This is a genomic window from Allomuricauda sp. XS_ASV26 (genome assembly GCF_041224615.1).
In the GTDB taxonomy this organism is placed as follows: Bacteria; Bacteroidota; Bacteroidia; order Flavobacteriales; family Flavobacteriaceae; genus Flagellimonas; species Flagellimonas alginolytica.
The window spans coordinates 99,885-117,279 of record NZ_JBGFGK010000031.1 but is presented as its reverse complement, the minus strand read 5'-3'; the positions used below and the strand labels follow the sequence as shown (position 1 = coordinate 117,279).

Here is a 17,395-nt window from a genome sequence, read left to right as displayed (position 1 = left end):
TGAATTATCTTATTAACATATTGTCCTTACTCTTATCGAACACATAGTCCAATACTTGGGCATGTCGTCTCTTGGAACGAACTGCACTACCTGCTGCCGGCGCACCGTAAAACCTACGTGATGCCACCCTAAATTGTTTGGCCTCGTCCAAATGCATTAACATATGGCTCCATGCACCCATATTTCTTGGCTCTTCCTGTGCCCAAACAATATCGTCGGCGTTCTTGTACTTTTTGATTATGGCCCGCATTTGCTTCGCCGGCAACGGGAACAATTGTTCCACCCTTACCAAAGCTACATCATCTCGACCAAGTTCCTCTTTTTTCTCCAAAAGATCATAGTAAAATTTACCGGTACAAAATACCAAGCTTTTTACTTTGGCCGCTTTTGCTTCGGCATCATCAATGACCATTTGAAAACTTCCGTTGGCCATTTCTTCTTTGGTGGACATTACTTTTGGATGTCTTAGCAAGCTCTTTGGGGTAAATACCACCAAAGGTTTGCGGAAATTGGCTTTCATTTGTCTACGGAACAAGTGGAACAGGTTGGCGGGTGTGGTTACATCCGCCACGAACATGTTGTCCTTGGCACACAATTGCAGGTATCTTTCCATACGGGCAGACGAGTGCTCGGCACCTTGTCCTTCGTAACCGTGCGGTAACAACAGTACCAATCCATTCTGCAACTTCCATTTATCTTCTGCGGATGACAAATATTGATCAATAATGATTTGGGCCCCATTACTGAAGTCTCCAAACTGGGCTTCCCAAATGGTCAACGTTTTTGGACTTGCCATGGCGTAACCATAATCGAACCCCATCACGGCGTATTCCGATAGCAATGAATTATAGATATGGAACTTTCCGTTTTGGTTTTCGCCCATTTCGTTCAGCAAGACTACTTCCTCCTCGTGCATTTCTGTTTTGATGACAGCATGCCTATGGGAGAAAGTTCCCCTCTCGACATCCTGACCTGTCATCCTTACATCGTACCCTTCTTCCAGTAATGATCCATAGGCCAATAGTTCGCCCATGGCCCAATCGAGTTTGTTGTCCTCAAAATACATTTTATGACGACCTTCTACCAGTCGAACCAATTTCCTTAGGAACTTTTTATCTTCTGGAAGCTTTGTGATGCTCTGTGCAATCTGATCCATCTTTTTAAGATCATAAGTGGTATCCATAGGTTTTAGCATTACCTCTTCGGTAACTTGCTCAAAGCCTTCCCACTCATCTTGCATAAAAGGTGTTATCCTGGTTTTTTCAATTTTACGGGAGTCCAAAAGATCTTCTTCGAGATCGTTTTTATATTTCTCCTCTAAATCCTTCACATAATTCTCGTCGATGATACCCTCCGCTATCAATTTAGCAGCATAGATATCTCTAGGATTATCGTGTTTGGAAATGGATTTGTACAATAAGGGCTGGGTAAATTTGGGTTCGTCGCCTTCGTTGTGCCCATATTTTCTGTACCCCAATAAATCCAAGAAAATATCGCGTTTGTAACGCATTCTATACTCTAGGGCAAATGTTGTGGCATGCACTACCGCTTCGGCATCATCGGCATTTACATGCAGTACGGGCGACAGGGTCACTTTACCCACATCGGTACAGTAGGTAGAGGACCTTGCATCCAAATAATTGGTGGTAAACCCGATCTGGTTGTTCACTACAATGTGGATGGTACCTCCTGTGGTATAACCGTCCAACCGCGCCATTTGGATTACTTCGTACACGACGCCCTGTCCAGCGAATGCGGCATCTCCGTGAATTAAAATCGGTAATACTTCAGATATATTATCTCCGTGGTCACGGTCTTGTTTTGCCCTTGAGATTCCCTCCACGATGGAGTTAACGGTTTCCAAATGTGATGGGTTCGGGGCAATGTTCATGTTCACTATTTTCCCTGAATCGGTTTCTCGCGTAGAGGTCCAACCCAAGTGATACTTTACGTCGCCATCGAATATGGTTTCTTCGTAGTCCTTACCGTCGAATTCGCTGAAGATATCTTTGGGTGATTTTCCGAAAATGTTGGTCAATACGTTCAAGCGCCCTCTATGGGCCATGCCTACGACAAACTGTTTTACGCCCTGGTCTGCAGCTTTTTCCACGATTACGTCCAAAGCGGGGATCAAAGATTCTCCACCTTCCAGCGAAAACCGTTTCTGCCCAACATACTTGGTGTGCAAAAAGCTTTCGAAAGAAACTGCCTCGTTGAGTTTTCTAAGTATGTTTTTCTTTTCTTCTGGTGTAAAATTGGGGTGATTGTCGTTCTTGTTCAACCAATCCTGAATCCATTGAATACGTTCCGGGGTTCGGATGTACATATACTCCACACCGATCGCATCGCAATAAATGCTCTCCAAATGGGCAATTATGTTCTTTAGAGACGATGGCCCTATGCCCAAAATTTTTCCGGCATCGAAAACGGTACCCAAGTCTTCCTGTGAAAGTCCAAAATTGGACAATTCCAAAGTTGGCTCATATTTTCTTCTTTCCCTTACCGGGTTTGTTTTGGTAAAAAGATGTCCGCGAGAGCGATAACCATCGATCAAGCGAATAACCTGGAACTCCTTTTGCAAGGTTTCGGGCATCTCGACTTTCCTTCCATTGGCAAGCACGACCATTCCACCTTTTTCGGATTCCACCCCCAAATCTTCGGCGGCGTTTTCCAAACCAAAATCAAATCCTTGAAAAAAAGCCCTCCAACTGGGCTCTACACTATCGGGATTCGTTAGATATCTATCGTATTGCTCCGCAAAAAATGAAGTATGCGCAGCGTTTAAAAAAGAATATTTGTCCATTCCTTATGTTTCTCCAAATATTTATGGAAAATTTTAGTCAAAAATACGGGTTTTAGCATTTATATGCTTGCAATCCATTTAATTTCTTATTCAAATTTACAACTATATTACAGATTGGTCATGATAGCGATAAAAATGAAATTTTTAGAAAGATTTACGTACCGAAACTGAAAATAATATATACTGAACCATTGGTTAGGTCGGAAAAAATTGCGTCAACTTAAAATTGCACTCTTGTTTCGATGGGATTTACGATTTTTGAAGATCAACTACTGTACTTGGTCTTGTACCAAACCTTTTGCCACTCCCTCTTCAACAATAAAAAAGATACCTCAGCAGAGATATCGACCGCATCGGTTGCATCTATATTCTTGACTTGGTTTTCTGGTATATCCACTACATACAACAAATTGAGATAGTCGGGAAATTTTTCGACGATCAGGTAATACACCTTTTCATGTATGGTACTCTTGAGCTCTTTTGGGGTTATATCCACGGGAATATTGATTGGTACATTGGCCAAATCAAAATCCTTTTTTAGCTGTTGCAACAATTTCGGGTACAGGTCTTCTTTACGAACACCTTCCAGCAACTCTAAACTGTTATTGTATTTAGGGAACATACATGATGTACGTGAAAAATTATGCTTTGGGATTTCCGTTTACCTACTTCTAACGTTTTTTTCCCATTTCCATGCAGATTCCATAGCTTCATCCAGAGTGGATATGGCTTTCCAACCCAAAACTTTATTTGCTTTTGTAGTATCCGCATATGCTTGGACAACATCGCCAGGACGTCTATCCACTATCTTATAATTTAATTTTTGTCCGGAAACTCGTTCAAAGCTCCGGATAACTTCCAAAACCGAACTTCCTTTGCCAGTACCTAAATTAAAAACTTCATAGTTAGCTTCGTTTTTATCCTTTAACAAACGTTGCAATGCAGCTACGTGGGCCTTTGCCAAGTCCACTACATGGATATAATCCCTTATACAGGTTCCGTCTTCCGTAGGATAGTCGTCTCCAAATACAGAAAGTTGTTCTCGCAGCCCCATACCGGTCTGTGTAATAAAAGGCACTAAATTTTGAGGTACTCCTATGGGCAGCTCCCCTATTTTACCGGACGGATGGGCTCCGATCGGGTTAAAGTACCGCAATGCAATAGCTTTTAACTGCGGATTGACCTTACAACTATCTTTAATGATTTCCTCCCCTACCTGTTTTGTATTGCCGTATGGTGATTCGGCTGGTTTTACCGGGGCCGCTTCGGTTATTGGCATTTGGTCTGCCTGACCGTAAACGGTGCACGAGCTGCTAAATATAAAATTGGCACGCTGCTTTTTCTTTAATTCTTGAAGTATGTAGACCAAGACCCCAAGATTGTTCTCGTAATACAACAAGGGTTTTTCCACGCTCTCTCCTACTGCTTTGGATGCTGCAAAATGTATTACACCTGCAACATCCTGATATTTTTGAAAGAAGGATTCCACTTTTGGTTTTTCGCGAAGATCGAATTCTTCAAAAATGGGACGTTTGTCGGTGATGGCCTCAATACCGTCCAAAACATCCAACGATGAATTGGAAAGATTGTCCACAACAACCACTTCAAACCCTTCATTTTGTAATTCCACTACGGTGTGGGAACCAATAAATCCCAAACCACCGGTCACAAGTATTTTCATTTTATGTATTTACGAAGTCAATGACCAATTTGGCAATAAAATCAATTTGCTCATCATCCAGTTCGGTATGCATAGGAAGGGAAATCACCTCGTTCACCAATTGATTGGTTACAGGGAAATCGTTTTCCTTATATCGCTCATCCAGATAGGCTTTTTGCCTATGTAGTGGAACTGGGTAATATACACCACATGGAACGCTGTTATCGTTTAAATGTTGTACCAGACCATCTCGTTTGCCATTGGTTATCCGCAACGTGTACTGATGGAACACATGGCAATCGCATACACTTTTTTGGATTTCACAGCCGCACGAAATTTTTGGAACCACTATGTGTTCCTGTCCTGCGAATGCCTTGGAGTATTTTGCTGCTGCCTCCCAGCGCTTTTGGTTGTAATGATCCAATTTAGGCAGTTTGGCCCTTAAAACTGCCGCCTGTATGGAATCCAGTCTTGAATTTACCCCGACCACATCGTGGTAATACCGTTTGTACATTCCATGGTTCACAATACCTCGAATGATATGTGCCAGTTCATCGTTGTTGGTAAAAATAGCCCCACCGTCGCCATAACAGCCCAAGTTTTTTGAAGGGAAGAAAGAAGTTGCCCCAACATGCCCAATGGTCCCTGCTTTTTGTTTGGAGCCATCCTTAGAATAATATGAACCTCCGATTGCTTGCGCATTATCTTCTATTACATACAAATTATGTTTTTGGGCCAACTCCATAATTTCGTCCATATTGGCACATTGACCGAACAAATGCACAGGCACTATGGCTTTGGTTTTTGGAGTTATGGCTTTTTCAATGGCCCCAATATTTATGTTGAAGGTATCCAAATCAACATCTACCAAAACAGGAGTCAATTGCAACAACCCGATTACCTCCACTGTGGCCGCAAAAGTAAAATCCGCGGTAATCACCTCATCGCCTGGCTCTAACCCAAGACCCATCATACATATTTGAAGCGCATCTGTTCCGTTGGCACATGGGATTACGTGCCTAACCCCCAAATACTCTTCCAACTCGCTCTGGAAAGCCTGCACATGGGGTCCGTTTATAAATGCAGAGGATTCCAAGATTTCTGCTATGGCTTCGTTGACCTCGGTCTTTATACCTTCATATTGACCTTTTAGGTCAACCATTTGAATTTTTTTCATCCTACGTAAATTGATATGTCAAAATTAAGAAATTAAGATGCCATAATGCTACCTAAGCGAAAGAATGTATTTTAGCAAAAAATGGTGCCTTTGCGTTTCTTTTACAACATTCTGGTGTATACAACTTGGCTTGTTCTTCAACCGATCGCCCTTTTTAATAAAAAGATCAAATTATTTGTACAGGGCAGAAAAAAGACCTTTTCCATTATGGAGAAGTGTCTTGACTTTAAAAAAAAATCTATCTGGATGCACGTTGCCTCCCTTGGCGAATTTGAACAAGGGTTGCCGATTTTGGAAAAATTGAGAACAAAATATCCCGAGCACCAAATTGTCCTCACTTTTTTTTCCCCTTCCGGATATGAAATAAAGAAAAATACAACAGTTGCCGATGTGGTTGTTTATTTACCAATGGACACCAATGCCAATGCAAAACGATTCCTGAACCTAATTCATCCAGAATTTGCCATTTTTGTAAAGTATGAAGTATGGCCCAATTACCTGTTCCATTTACACAACAAAAACATTCCTGTTCATTTGATTTCGGCGATCTTTTCCAAACGACAGATCTATTTTAAACCCTACGGTGGGTTTATGCGGAAAAGTTTGGGCAAGTTCGAACACTTTTTTGTGCAGGATGAGAATTCAAAAAAACTATTGACCGCCATTGGCTTTCCAAATTCAACCATTAGTGGTGACACGCGATTGGATCGGGTTTCGGAAATTTTGAAGCGGGACAATCGGCTGGGTTTTATGGATCGCTTTAAGGCGAACGAATTATGCGTAGTGGCCGGTAGCACATGGCCCGAAGATGAGGAAATCCTGATCGAATACATTAACGAGACACAGGGGCAAGTAAAATTTGTGGTTGCACCACACGAAATAAAAAAACCACATGTGGACAAAATCATCTCCGCCCTTACCAAAAAAACTGTGCTTTACTCGGAATTGGGGAATACAGATCTAACGGAGTTCGATGTGCTTATCGTGGACACAATCGGCTTATTGACCAAAATTTACAGCTACGCCAATATTGCCTATGTAGGGGGTGGCTTTGCCACAGGATTGCACAACACCATGGAGCCTGCTGTTTTTGGCGTGCCCATAATAATCGGACCACGATATAAGGGGTTCAAAGAAGCAGAAGATCTTGTTTTTGCAGGAGGCATTGTTCCGATTGCCGACAAAAACAGTTTTTTTAGTTTGATGGATGATCTGATCAACGACCCAAATACCATAAAAAGCATAGGTGCCATCAACTCCGATTACATAAAATCCAACAAGGGCGCCACCGATTTGATTATGGAGCAACTTTAGAATATTTAAATTTTGGTTAGCTTTAGCGAAAGTCATTCTCCATGGACAAGCGTATTTTTAGAATTTCATTGACCGCGGCCCTCGCTGGATTTTTGTTTGGTTTTGATACTGTTGTTATTTCCGGTGCCAACCAACCCATTAAAGAAATTTGGGACACCAATTGGTTCTTGGGAGATTCCATTTTTACCTTCCACGGTATATTTATCATGTCCATGGCGCTTTGGGGAACGGTATTGGGTGCACTTTTTGGAGGGTTGCCCACGGATCTTTTGGGTCGCAAGAAAACCTTGTTCTGGATCGGCGTTCTCTACTTTGTTTCGGCTATTGGCTCTGCATTTGCTCCAGAAGCTTACACTTTTTCGGTTTTTAGGTTTATTGGTGGCATTGGGGTTGGCGCCTCTTCCGTGGCCGCTCCAGTTTATATTTCGGAAATTTCTACTCCCCAGACCAGGGGCAGATTAACGGCCATGTACCAATTTAATATTGTTTTTGGCATTTTGGTCGCTTTTATCTCCAACTATCTGATCGGAATATTCTTTGACGAGAATATTGCCTGGCGCTGGATGTTAGGCATAGAAGGACTTCCTGCCCTTATCTATACCCTTATGGTGTTCAACATACCCAATAGTCCACGATGGCTGTTGCTTAAAAACCGTAGTGATGCCATTGTTAAAGAGTCCATTGTTCTTTTGGGAACAGCCCAGGAAAAGGCAACCGTATATTTGGAAGAGATAAAAATCGCCATATACGAGGCCAAGGAAAAAAAGAGCGACAGTTTATTCTCGGGAAAATACAACCGTCCCCTGGTATTGGCTTTTTTGATTGCATTTTTTAATCAACTCTCGGGCATCAATTTTGTTTTGTATTACGCCCCCGAAATATTGGAGCGTGCCGGATTGGCTTCCGGCGAGTCACTCTTTAGTTCCATTTCCATTGGGGTGATCAATTTGATTTTCACTTTTGTGGGTATTTCTTTGATCGATAAACTCGGCAGAAAGCAACTCATGTATATAGGTTCCATTGGCTATATTATAAGTTTGGCCATGGTTGGCTGGTGTTTTTATTCCGGAGCAAGTTCGGTATTGCTGCTTACTTTTATCTTGGTGTTTATTGCTTCTCATGCTGTTGGTCAGGGTGCGGTGGTATGGGTATTTATCTCGGAGATTTTTCCCAATAAGGTCCGTTCCTACGGACAGTCCTGGGGTACGAGTACCCATTGGGTTTTTGCGGCATTGATCACTTTGCTCACCCCTACTTTTTTGGATGCAGAAATAGGTATTTTTAAAGAAAACCCGTGGCCGATCTTTATCTTCTTCGCCTTTATGATGGTCCTGCAATTATTATGGGTAATTTTTATGATGCCGGAAACCAAAGGGATAACGCTGGAGGATTTGGCCAAACTGCTCAGTAAAAAACAAAAAGAGACGGATTGATCGGTTAACAGTATATACTAAAAAGCTGTCCGTTAGTCGAATAGTGCACCAACATCTATAGTAAATGCGCAAATATTTCCGTAAATTGAAGGAAATTACACTATTATGGCAAATGAAATTAGCATAGGGAACAAACTCATGGTGGGCTTTTTGCGAATCATGGTTTTTGTTTTGATCGTGATATTAATATCCATTCCCGTTTTGATTCTTTTGGATATGCTGGGCGTACTGGAAGCAATCGGTCTATCTTCCTAAAAAATTACATCGTGTTCTCCCATTGATTTTGTAACCACTTTTATGTAGGTATCTATGGCTTTGTTGACGTTGGCAGGCTCGGTTACATCCACTTCTCCCCTCCAAATCAACTCTATTTCCTTTCCTACACAGATACAGTAGAGCGATGTCTCCGAATGATAAATGTTGAATGTCTCGTAATATTCGGGATCATAATATATTTCTTGGTGTTCCAGATAATCATTGGTAAACCTCATGAACATTTTGTCCACATCGTTAATATGCTCTTTAAATGTTCTTCTATTTTCGGTACCCACCACTTTGCTCACCAAAATGGCATCGAATCCTTTGTCCAACAATTGTTGTTCCACCTCTTCCAATTCCTTTTCGGTTCTTTTGACAGATGTAAACTCTACATCAAAAAGATCAATACTGCGCACGGCGTCCACTCCTTTTTCTTTGAGCACCTCCACAAACTTGGTTTCGTACTCCATTCGGGCACTGTCGTCCTGTATCATCCCCACAACGAGCACCTGGTACGCATCAAATAATACTATATCGGGATTTTTCCAGGTCGAGACCAACCTGGTAGAGGAGCATCCCAAAAGGAGCAACATGCTTATGACTACGATTTTTAATTTCATCATATTGGATTTATGGATTAACGCACAGTATTGATCTCTCTGTTAAATTAATGGGTAGAAAACGTAGCTTGTCTTTTCTCAAGTTGCCTTCTTAAATCCTCGATTGTCTTGGACATGGACTTTTCAAAATCATCGGTATCCGATTTGGCAAAAATTCTAGGGCCTGGGGCACTCAGTTCAATTTCACAAATTTTACCCTCTCCGGATTTATCGTTCTCTGTTTTAAAAAGTACGTTGGCCTTGATCAACCAGTTATATTTATTTTCCAAACTCTCTAGTTTTTTCATTAACAATTCGGTCAATGATTCACTAGTCATCATTTTTTGATATTGAACATGTACTTCCATGATTATTGTTTTGATTATATTCAAATCTAGTATTACTATGCATAAAATTTAATGACAATTGTCAGTTTAAGAACCATCAATTTATCACATAGAAAAAGGTTGTCCGGTACTTTGTAGTACGGAAAACCAGAACTCACCTTCCAAGTCTATCTTTTTTCTTTTCTTGGTTACTTCGGATATGGGCACGTAAACATAATTGTTATTTACCCTACTGGCAACAAACTTGGTTTTACCGGCCATTGCGCCATGTACTGCATGGTAGGCCAATCGACTGCAAAAAACGCTATCGCTGGAGTTGGCCGGTGCACACCGAACAATATAACTTGGGTCTATGTATTTTATGGTAACCGGGATTTTATCTTTAAAATACTCTGTAATTTTTTCTTTTAGGAAAACACCGATATCCTCATGCTGTATGTTTCCAGAGGCATCCTTTACAATGGTCCTCTCCTTAAAGAGCTGTTGCCCGGCTCCTTCGGCGACAACAATTACAGCGTGCTTTTTTTTCTGCAAGCGTTTTTCCAAAACTTTGAGGAAACCTCCCTCACCATCGAGTTTAAAATCCATTTCTGGCACCAGTACAAAGTTTACCACGGGCATGGCCAAGGCTGCCGAAGCAGCAATAAAACCACTATCCCTTCCCATTAATTTAATAATGGATATTCCGTTATAGGCCCCGGTTGCTTCGTTGTGGGCATCTCGTAAAATGGGACTGGCCACATCAAAAGCGGTTTCAAAACCAAAAGATTCGTCGATAAGGTCTATATCATTGTCTATGGTCTTGGGAATCCCGACCACGCTTATTTTAGCGTTTCTTTTGGAGATTTCCTCGCCCAGCGCGTTTACACCTTTCAGGGTACCGTCTCCCCCAATGGCAAAGAGCATATCTATTTGGTTGGCCTCCAAGGTGTCCACCATAACGGAAACGTCTTGCCCACCCCTAGATGAACCTAAAAATGTACCCCCAAATTGATGGATGTCCTTAACCTTATCCGGGGTCAATTCCGTGAGCTTATGTCCTTTTTCGGGATTTAGGCCTTCGTACCCATACGGCACGCCCAGAATTTTTTTCACCCCATAAAAATAATGTAGGGCCATAACCAATCCCCGGATCACGTTGTTTATCCCCGGGCACAACCCACCACAGGTTACAATGGCTGCTGTGGCGTTTTCGGCATCGAAAAAAATGTCTTGTCTGGGTCCGGCCTTTTCCAAACAAACCGGCTGCACGCCATCGGTCAAACATTGGTTGTAATGTTCCATGGACAGGTCAAAGACCAACCTATTCGATTCGCTTACAAAATTGAATATTTGGTCTCCTTCTACGGTACTAAGTTTTAGGGGCGACCTATATTGGGGCGCCCCTAAATTTTCTATGTTAAATCTATCAGTATTGTCCACTAGTTAAAATTTCATGGTCCTATAAATGCTCTCCCAAACTGTGGTGAGAGTCGATCAGTGGCCCTCCATTTAAAATTTCTTCGGATGCCTCACTGGCAAATTTATCGAAATTGATATGGAACGAATGTGCCAATTGTATCGCCTTGCTCACATATGCTCCTTTTTGCAACCAAGTGTTCATTGGATCCAAAATCTCGGTCGGAACCCCTGGACAATACTTGGGCATGTTCAATCCAAAAATTGGATGGGTATCAAACTCCACATCATCCAATTTACCTTCAAGTATGGCAGAGATCATGGCTCTTGTGTACTTTAATTTTATCCTAGACCCTACCCCGTAAGGTCCACCGCTCCATCCTGTGTTTATCAACCAAACATTTACACCGGCTTCCTTCATTTTATTGCTCAGCATTTCTGCATAAACGGCAGGGTGAAGTGGCATAAACGGCTCTCCAAAACATGCGGAGAACGATGGTACCGGCTCTGTAATACCTGCTTCGGTCCCGGCTACTTTAGCGGTATATCCAGAAATAAAGTGGTATGCAGCCTGACCTGGGGTCAGTTTGGATACCGGAGGCAATACCCCGAACGCATCACAAGTTAAGAAAAAGATATTTGTAGGGTTGGACGCGTATGATGGTGTTTGGATATTGTCTATATGATCAATAGGATAGCTTACCCTAGTGTTCTGCGTGATGCTGCTATCAAAAAAGTCAACTTCTTTGGTACCCTCTTTAAAGACCACATTTTCCAAAAGCGCCCCTGGGCGGATGGCCCTGTAAATATCCGGCTCTTTTTCTTCGGTAAGGTCGATTACTTTGGCATAGCACCCTCCTTCAAAATTGAAGATTGTATTTTCCTTTGTCCAACCATGCTCATCGTCACCGATCAATTTCCGGTCTGGATCAGCGGACAAGGTGGTTTTTCCCGTTCCGGACAGTCCAAAGAAAATCGCGGTATCCCCACCTTCTCCCACATTAGCGGAACAGTGCATAGGGAGCACCTCTTTTTCGGTCGGAAGAATAAGGTTCAGTGCAGAGAATATCCCTTTTTTCATTTCGCCCGTATACGCGGAACCGGCCACCAAGGCAATTTTTCTGGTAAAGTTCAAAATGGAGAAGTTTCCACTGATGATCCCAAAGTCTTTAGGGTTTGAAGCTTCATAACCTGGGGCGCAAAGTACCAACCATTCTTCCTCAAAATTATCCAATTCACTTTCGTCCAGCCTTAAGAACATATTTTTGATGAAGTAGTTGGACCACGGATATTCCGTTACCGTTCTTACATTCATTTTATATTTTGGATCGGCACAAACGGCTGCATCCCGCACATAAACTTCTTTTCCTTCGAGATAATTGGTCACCTCATCGTATAACTTGTCGAAATTTTCCGGAGAAATAGGCTTGTTGATCCGTCCCCACCAAATTTTGTCCTTGGTATAATCGTCCTTAACCAAAAAACGATCTTTGGGCGAACGACCGGTAAACTTGCCAGTATTTACACAGAGAGTTCCATTATCGGTCTCTACTCCCATGTTTTTTTCTACTGTGATCTTCTGTAAAGTTTCGGCGTCGAGGTTCCATTGTGCCCGGACGTTTTTTAATCCATACTTACTTAGGTCTTTTGTTGTGCTCATATCTGCTGTATTTAATTGTTAGAAGTTCCATATCCATGGAACCAATATTAGTGTTGCGATAAAGAAAAATAGTAGCAAAGGGCCTCCTACTTTTACGTAATCCATAAATTTATATCCGCCTGCCGCCATTACCATTGCATTCGTAGTGGTACCCACGGGCGTCAAAAATGCGGTAGATGCGCTCACGGCCACTGCGATCATAAATGGTTTTGGGGAAACCCCTAATGTCATCGACGCCATTATGGCTATCGGAGCCATTAAAACTGCGGTCGCTGAGTTGTTTATGGTTTGGCTAAAAGCCGCAGTCAATAGAAAAATACCTGCCAATAAGGCCACTGGGTGTATGCTCCCCAATGTGTTCACCAAACTATTGGCGGCCAATTGCGCAACCCCAGTTTTTTGCAGTGCCAATCCCATGGGAATCATTGCTGCTATCATCACTACGCTGGTCCAGCTGATCCCTTTGTACGCTTTGGAAATGGGCACACATCCGGTCAGCATCATAATTCCGGCACAAATCAGTGCTGCTATGGCTCCTGGCAATATTTTAAACACCAAAAGGAGAATCATCAGGACCAAGGTCCCCATAGCAATATAGCTCCTTGTAGTGAGCTGGTCCACATTTTTGGCCAGTGCTTCGGGGCTTCCGGATATTACCAGGTTCTCGTACATGGATTTTAGGGATATTATGTTTTCCCACTGTCCACGAATAACGAACGCATCCCCCGCTTTAATTTTAATTTTGCCGGTCAATGGGGCATTATCCCTAGAAACCGCCAGTAGTTGTACTCCTGCCTGGCGCAAATAATGCCCCAGATTAATGGTCTTCCCTACAAATACCGATTTAGGTGTAATGATCATTTCCGCCATACCCACTTCTTGGTTGATCAGTTCCTTTTTGAGCATATCGGTTTCGGGCTTGGTAGGTATTACGCCCAAGTGAAACTTTAGGACGAGTTTGTCCACATCCTCTGGCTCTCCTTTTACGGTGATTATATCGTGATACCGCATTTCCGTGTCCAGTCCGGGCATCTCCACAAATTGCGGTATTCTCTGCAATTTATTGGGATGTCTTCGTTTTAAACGCATTACGGAAACCTTGTGCTCCTCTTCAAAGTTCCAATCCCCTATTTTTGTGTTGATCAATTGCGACATTGATCGGATCCTAAGTCGATACAAGTTATCCCCAATGCTATAATTTTCGATCCATTTATGCATCTCTTGATCAATGGCCATGGGCTTATTTTTGGTTCTATGGGACGGAAGCAACCTGTACCCGATGTACCTAAAATATAGCACCGAAATAATAAGTAAGGGCACTCCTATCAAACCAAATTCAAAGAACGAAAATCCGGTAAATCCATTTTCCACCAAGGCATTGCTCACTATAATGTTGGGAGGCGTACCCGTTAACGTCAGTAATCCGCCCGTATTGGAGCCGAATGCGACAGGGATCAATAGTTTAGAGGGTAAGGTCCCGGCATTCCAAGCTGCAGTTACACTTACCGGGAGCAATGCGGCAACCGTTCCTGTATTACTTACAAAACCGGACAACAAACTGGAGCCTAGAGTTACTATTACCAGTAAGCGGGAGATGTTCCGCCTTGCCCACTTCACAAAAAACTGTCCGGCCATGGCGGTCCAACCGGTTCTGGACAGCCCTTCACCAATTATAAAAAGGGCCGCAATCATAATTACGGTCGGGTTGCTAAATCCGGTCAATGTCTCACCCAGGTCCAAAATTCCTGTGAGATAAAGTGCCAACATGGCCATTAGTGCAACAACATCGGGAGGAAATTTCCCCCATATAAACAGTAAAATGGTAATTCCTAAAATTAATAGCAGTGGCAGCATGCTCAAAGGTGTAGGGTTAATCCAAAGTCAGTACCGGTATCTCCGAATGAAGGGTCAACAGTTTTGTTAACCTACCTTCGGAAGGGGTACTTTTTTCGGTGTGATTTCGTGGCAATATGGTCAATAGGTCAATATTTTTCTCGTTGATGTAATCCAAGATTCCTTGTTCCACGTCTTGATTTTTACTAAATGAATGCTCTTCATAAAAATGTTCCAAGTAATATTCCAACAGGTTTTCGTTAGATTCTTTGACCGCCTCCTCGTCATACACGGAATCCTTGTAAATTGTCAATACATGTACCTTGGCATTAAAAAATCTTGCAATCTCGAGTAGGGTCTCCAAAACCGACTTGTCATCAATTTTTTCTCCTCCCAAAACCAAGGCGATTGATTTTGGCTCTTTGATACTGGTTCCGTAGGGCACGGATATTACGGGGCAGTTCGCATCCAAAACAAGCTTGGATGTATTGGTTATGGCTTCATCCGTAATTTTATCGCCCATTGTGCCCATCATGATCAAATCTGCGCCGCTTTCTTCTTGCGTGGCCAAAATGGTTTTTACTACACTTCCGGTTTTTGTAATAAATTCCGGGGCCACTTTAAGCCTCACATTGAACGAATCCAATAGTTTTACAAAATCGCTCCCCAACTTGTCGCTATCGGCCTCTGTAATGGGCATAGCACCCACATAAAGTCCCATGATCCCAATGGAACGATCAAGTCCTACAAAGTTGACCACGTATTCCAAAGCATTTACGGATGCCTCGGAAAAATCAAAAGGGATCAATATTTTATTTAAACTGCTCATACCTCTGTATTTTTATTGGTTTTAATTCTCTGTTCAAAAGTAGAATCGACCACTGAAGTAAAACATGACAGAAGTCAGGATTTCTATTTTTTCCTTGATATTAGCAAAAAATACACATAGAGTTAAACATAGTATGTTATTATATTGACACCATTATATTTATCTTTAAAACCAAACAAACTAATTGGATTTACACGATGGATTTAGTGATAGGAATTGATATAGGAGGCACCAAAACCAAAATCGGCTTGGTCGATAAATATGGTGAATGCTACGAAAAAACCTTTTTCAGAACCAAGGAATATCCAAATTTGGATTCTTATTTGGATAAGATAAAATCCACTTGTGATCAACTTGTGGAACAATTCGGGGAAGATGCCAATATCATCGGTTGTGGAATCGGGGCGCCCAACGCTTCCAGTAAAAACGGGACCATAGAAAGTGCAAGCAACTTGGCTTGGAAAGGCAGTGTGCCCATTGTAAAACTGTTAAAGCAAAGAATGGATATGCCCATACGTATTATGAACGATGCCAGTGCGGCCGCATTGGGAGAGATGTTGTTCGGTGGCGCAAAAGATATGACCGATTTTATTGTGATAACCCTTGGCACCGGTTTTGGTGCCGGCATTGTTGCCAATGGTCAACTTATAGATGGTTTTGATGGTTTTGCCGGTGAGCTGGGCCATGTAGATATGACCATTGGCGATGGCAGGTTAACCGGACTTGGGGTAAAAGGTGGTCTCGAAGCCTATGTATCCGCTACTGGGCTAAAGCGTACCGTTATGTACATGCAAAGTAAATATATGGTAGAGAGCAGGTTTAGGAACATTGCCTATAACGACCTGCATGGGGAGGATATTACCAAGGCTGCCGAGGAAGGTGACGAAATTGCATTAAAGGCTTTTGATTATACAGCTAGAATAATGGCACAGGCCTTAGCCAATTTTACTGCCTTTACCCAACCTGAAGCTTTTATCCTTATGGGAGGGTTGACCAATAGCGGCAAATGGATCATGACGCCTTTGGAAAAATATTTCAACGGTTTTCTTTTAGATGTTTACAAAGGAAAAGTAAAGCTTATGCACTCCGGTATGCAAGGAAAAACCGCCGCCATTTGTGGTGCAGCGGCCCTGATCTGGGAAAAAAACAATTAGAACACCAAATCCTATACATTTCTTAAAGGTAAAGCACCATCTATGACAAGTGTCATACTTTTCCATTTATTTTAATGGAAAACTTTGTGTTCCAACAATCAAAACACCTTGATTATGGAATACGTAAGGTATTGTTTAAGATTGCTTTGTTCCATAGTATTCACAGTTTCACTAACCCAAGATCTTCAGGCCCAAAATTCCAGCGAAAACGATTACGGATCTTGGATATTGCTTTATGGCAATACCAAAATTCATGAAGAATGGAGCGTACCGGTAGTGGGAATTGTTCGGCACCACCATATGTTGGATAAATATGGATTCTTCTTTTTCCGGACCGGGGCTACCTATAAATTGAGCAAAGCTTCCACGATTACCGGTGGTTTTGCCCTACTCAATTCCAACTCTTACCTTGGACCGGACGATGTAAAAAATACCAATCAACTATGGTTATATGCGGAATACAATCTGAATACTTTATACCATACACAAAAAATATCCCATAGGTTCAGGCTGGAGAATAGACGATTGATCAATGTGGATGATCCAAAAGTGAACAATCGAGTGCGATATCGCCTTCAATATGTAAAGCCCATATATAAAGATATCTATTTTAAGGCCTTTAACGAGCTTTTCTTAAACATAAAGGGCGAAACTTTTAATCAGAATAGGGTATTTATAGGATTTGGGCAACAATTGACCCCTAAGATAAAAGTGGACATCGGCTACTTTAATAGAAAATTTAAAAAAAGTAACGAAGACATAATCCGGCTAAGTCTTTCATTCAATATTGACCTTACCAAAAACGATCTCGCGCTTAAGACCAACTAAGAACACAACCCGTTCCTGTTCAAATGATTACAAGCGATTCGCAAACCTGACTTTTATCATATTTTCTGATTTTGAAGAAGTCTACCTTTAACCTAGTTAAAT

Annotated in this window: 15 protein-coding genes; 5 read left to right on the top strand and 10 right to left on the bottom strand. The window is 42.0% G+C overall.

The window, feature by feature from the left end:
• Positions 1–4 precede the first annotated feature (4 nt).
• The 4 genes from AB9K32_RS08015 to AB9K32_RS08000 form a co-directional block, all read right to left on the bottom strand.
• Entirely contained in the window at positions 5–2,803 is a 2,799-nt protein-coding gene (locus tag AB9K32_RS08015; protein ID WP_252078911.1) for a 2-oxoglutarate dehydrogenase E1 component, read from the bottom strand.
• 265 nt (positions 2,804–3,068) lie between these two features.
• Positions 3,069–3,425, bottom strand: coding sequence for a hypothetical protein (locus AB9K32_RS08010; RefSeq protein WP_293296769.1), 357 nt, complete (start codon positions 3,423–3,425; stop codon positions 3,069–3,071).
• A gap of 39 nt (positions 3,426–3,464) precedes the next feature.
• Positions 3,465–4,484, bottom strand: coding sequence for a UDP-glucose 4-epimerase GalE (galE, locus tag AB9K32_RS08005; protein WP_369884885.1), 1,020 nt, complete (start codon positions 4,482–4,484; stop codon positions 3,465–3,467).
• A gap of 1 nt (position 4,485) precedes the next feature.
• Positions 4,486–5,640 (bottom strand): DegT/DnrJ/EryC1/StrS family aminotransferase, encoded by a 1,155-nt coding sequence (locus AB9K32_RS08000; protein ID WP_369884884.1) that lies wholly within the window; start codon positions 5,638–5,640, stop codon positions 4,486–4,488.
• Between the two features lie 90 nt (positions 5,641–5,730).
• Between AB9K32_RS08000 and AB9K32_RS07995 the strand changes: the two genes are divergently transcribed.
• The 3 genes from AB9K32_RS07995 to AB9K32_RS07985 all read left to right on the top strand — a co-directional run bounded on the left by AB9K32_RS07995 (position 5,731) and on the right by AB9K32_RS07985 (position 8,642).
• Positions 5,731–6,954 carry a 3-deoxy-D-manno-octulosonic acid transferase gene (locus AB9K32_RS07995; RefSeq protein WP_369884883.1) on the top strand — a complete coding sequence of 408 codons (1,224 nt, stop codon included), beginning with the start codon at positions 5,731–5,733 and terminating at the stop codon, positions 6,952–6,954.
• A gap of 41 nt (positions 6,955–6,995) precedes the next feature.
• Positions 6,996–8,387 carry a sugar porter family MFS transporter gene (locus AB9K32_RS07990; protein ID WP_369884882.1) on the top strand — a complete coding sequence of 464 codons (1,392 nt, stop codon included), beginning with the start codon at positions 6,996–6,998 and terminating at the stop codon, positions 8,385–8,387.
• Between the two features lie 105 nt (positions 8,388–8,492).
• Positions 8,493–8,642, top strand: a complete 150-nt coding sequence (locus AB9K32_RS07985) for a hypothetical protein (protein WP_224835537.1) — start codon at positions 8,493–8,495, stop codon at positions 8,640–8,642.
• Here AB9K32_RS07985 and AB9K32_RS07980 read toward each other — a convergent pair.
• From AB9K32_RS07980 to AB9K32_RS07955, 6 genes are all read right to left on the bottom strand, one after another.
• Positions 8,639–9,265 (bottom strand): hypothetical protein, encoded by a 627-nt coding sequence (locus AB9K32_RS07980; RefSeq protein ID WP_224835538.1) that lies wholly within the window; start codon positions 9,263–9,265, stop codon positions 8,639–8,641. The genes AB9K32_RS07985 and AB9K32_RS07980 overlap by 4 nt on opposite strands.
• A 47-nt stretch (positions 9,266–9,312) precedes the next feature.
• Entirely contained in the window at positions 9,313–9,612 is a 300-nt protein-coding gene (locus tag AB9K32_RS07975; protein ID WP_224835539.1) for an HPF/RaiA family ribosome-associated protein, read from the bottom strand.
• 84 nt (positions 9,613–9,696) lie between these two features.
• Positions 9,697–11,013 (bottom strand): ATP-dependent 6-phosphofructokinase, encoded by a 1,317-nt coding sequence (locus tag AB9K32_RS07970; RefSeq protein WP_369884881.1) that lies wholly within the window; start codon positions 11,011–11,013, stop codon positions 9,697–9,699.
• A gap of 19 nt (positions 11,014–11,032) precedes the next feature.
• Positions 11,033–12,649: a phosphoenolpyruvate carboxykinase (ATP) gene (gene pckA / locus AB9K32_RS07965; protein WP_224835541.1), complete on the bottom strand. Its 1,617-nt coding sequence runs from the start codon at positions 12,647–12,649 to the stop codon at positions 11,033–11,035.
• 18 nt (positions 12,650–12,667) lie between these two features.
• Complete coding sequence (locus AB9K32_RS07960) at positions 12,668–14,503, bottom strand: SLC13 family permease (RefSeq protein ID WP_369884880.1); 1,836 nt, start codon at positions 14,501–14,503, stop codon at positions 12,668–12,670.
• Between the two features lie 16 nt (positions 14,504–14,519).
• Positions 14,520–15,311, bottom strand: a complete 792-nt coding sequence (locus AB9K32_RS07955) for a universal stress protein (protein WP_369884879.1) — start codon at positions 15,309–15,311, stop codon at positions 14,520–14,522.
• 197 nt (positions 15,312–15,508) lie between these two features.
• On the opposite strand from AB9K32_RS07955, the gene AB9K32_RS07950 reads away from it, so the two are divergent.
• Positions 15,509–16,465: an ROK family protein gene (locus tag AB9K32_RS07950; protein WP_369884878.1), complete on the top strand. Its 957-nt coding sequence runs from the start codon at positions 15,509–15,511 to the stop codon at positions 16,463–16,465.
• Between the two features lie 114 nt (positions 16,466–16,579).
• A complete protein-coding gene (locus AB9K32_RS07945) occupies positions 16,580–17,293 on the top strand; it encodes a DUF2490 domain-containing protein (protein ID WP_369884877.1) in 714 nt (237 codons plus the stop codon).
• The last annotated feature ends 102 nt before the right edge of the window (positions 17,294–17,395 follow it).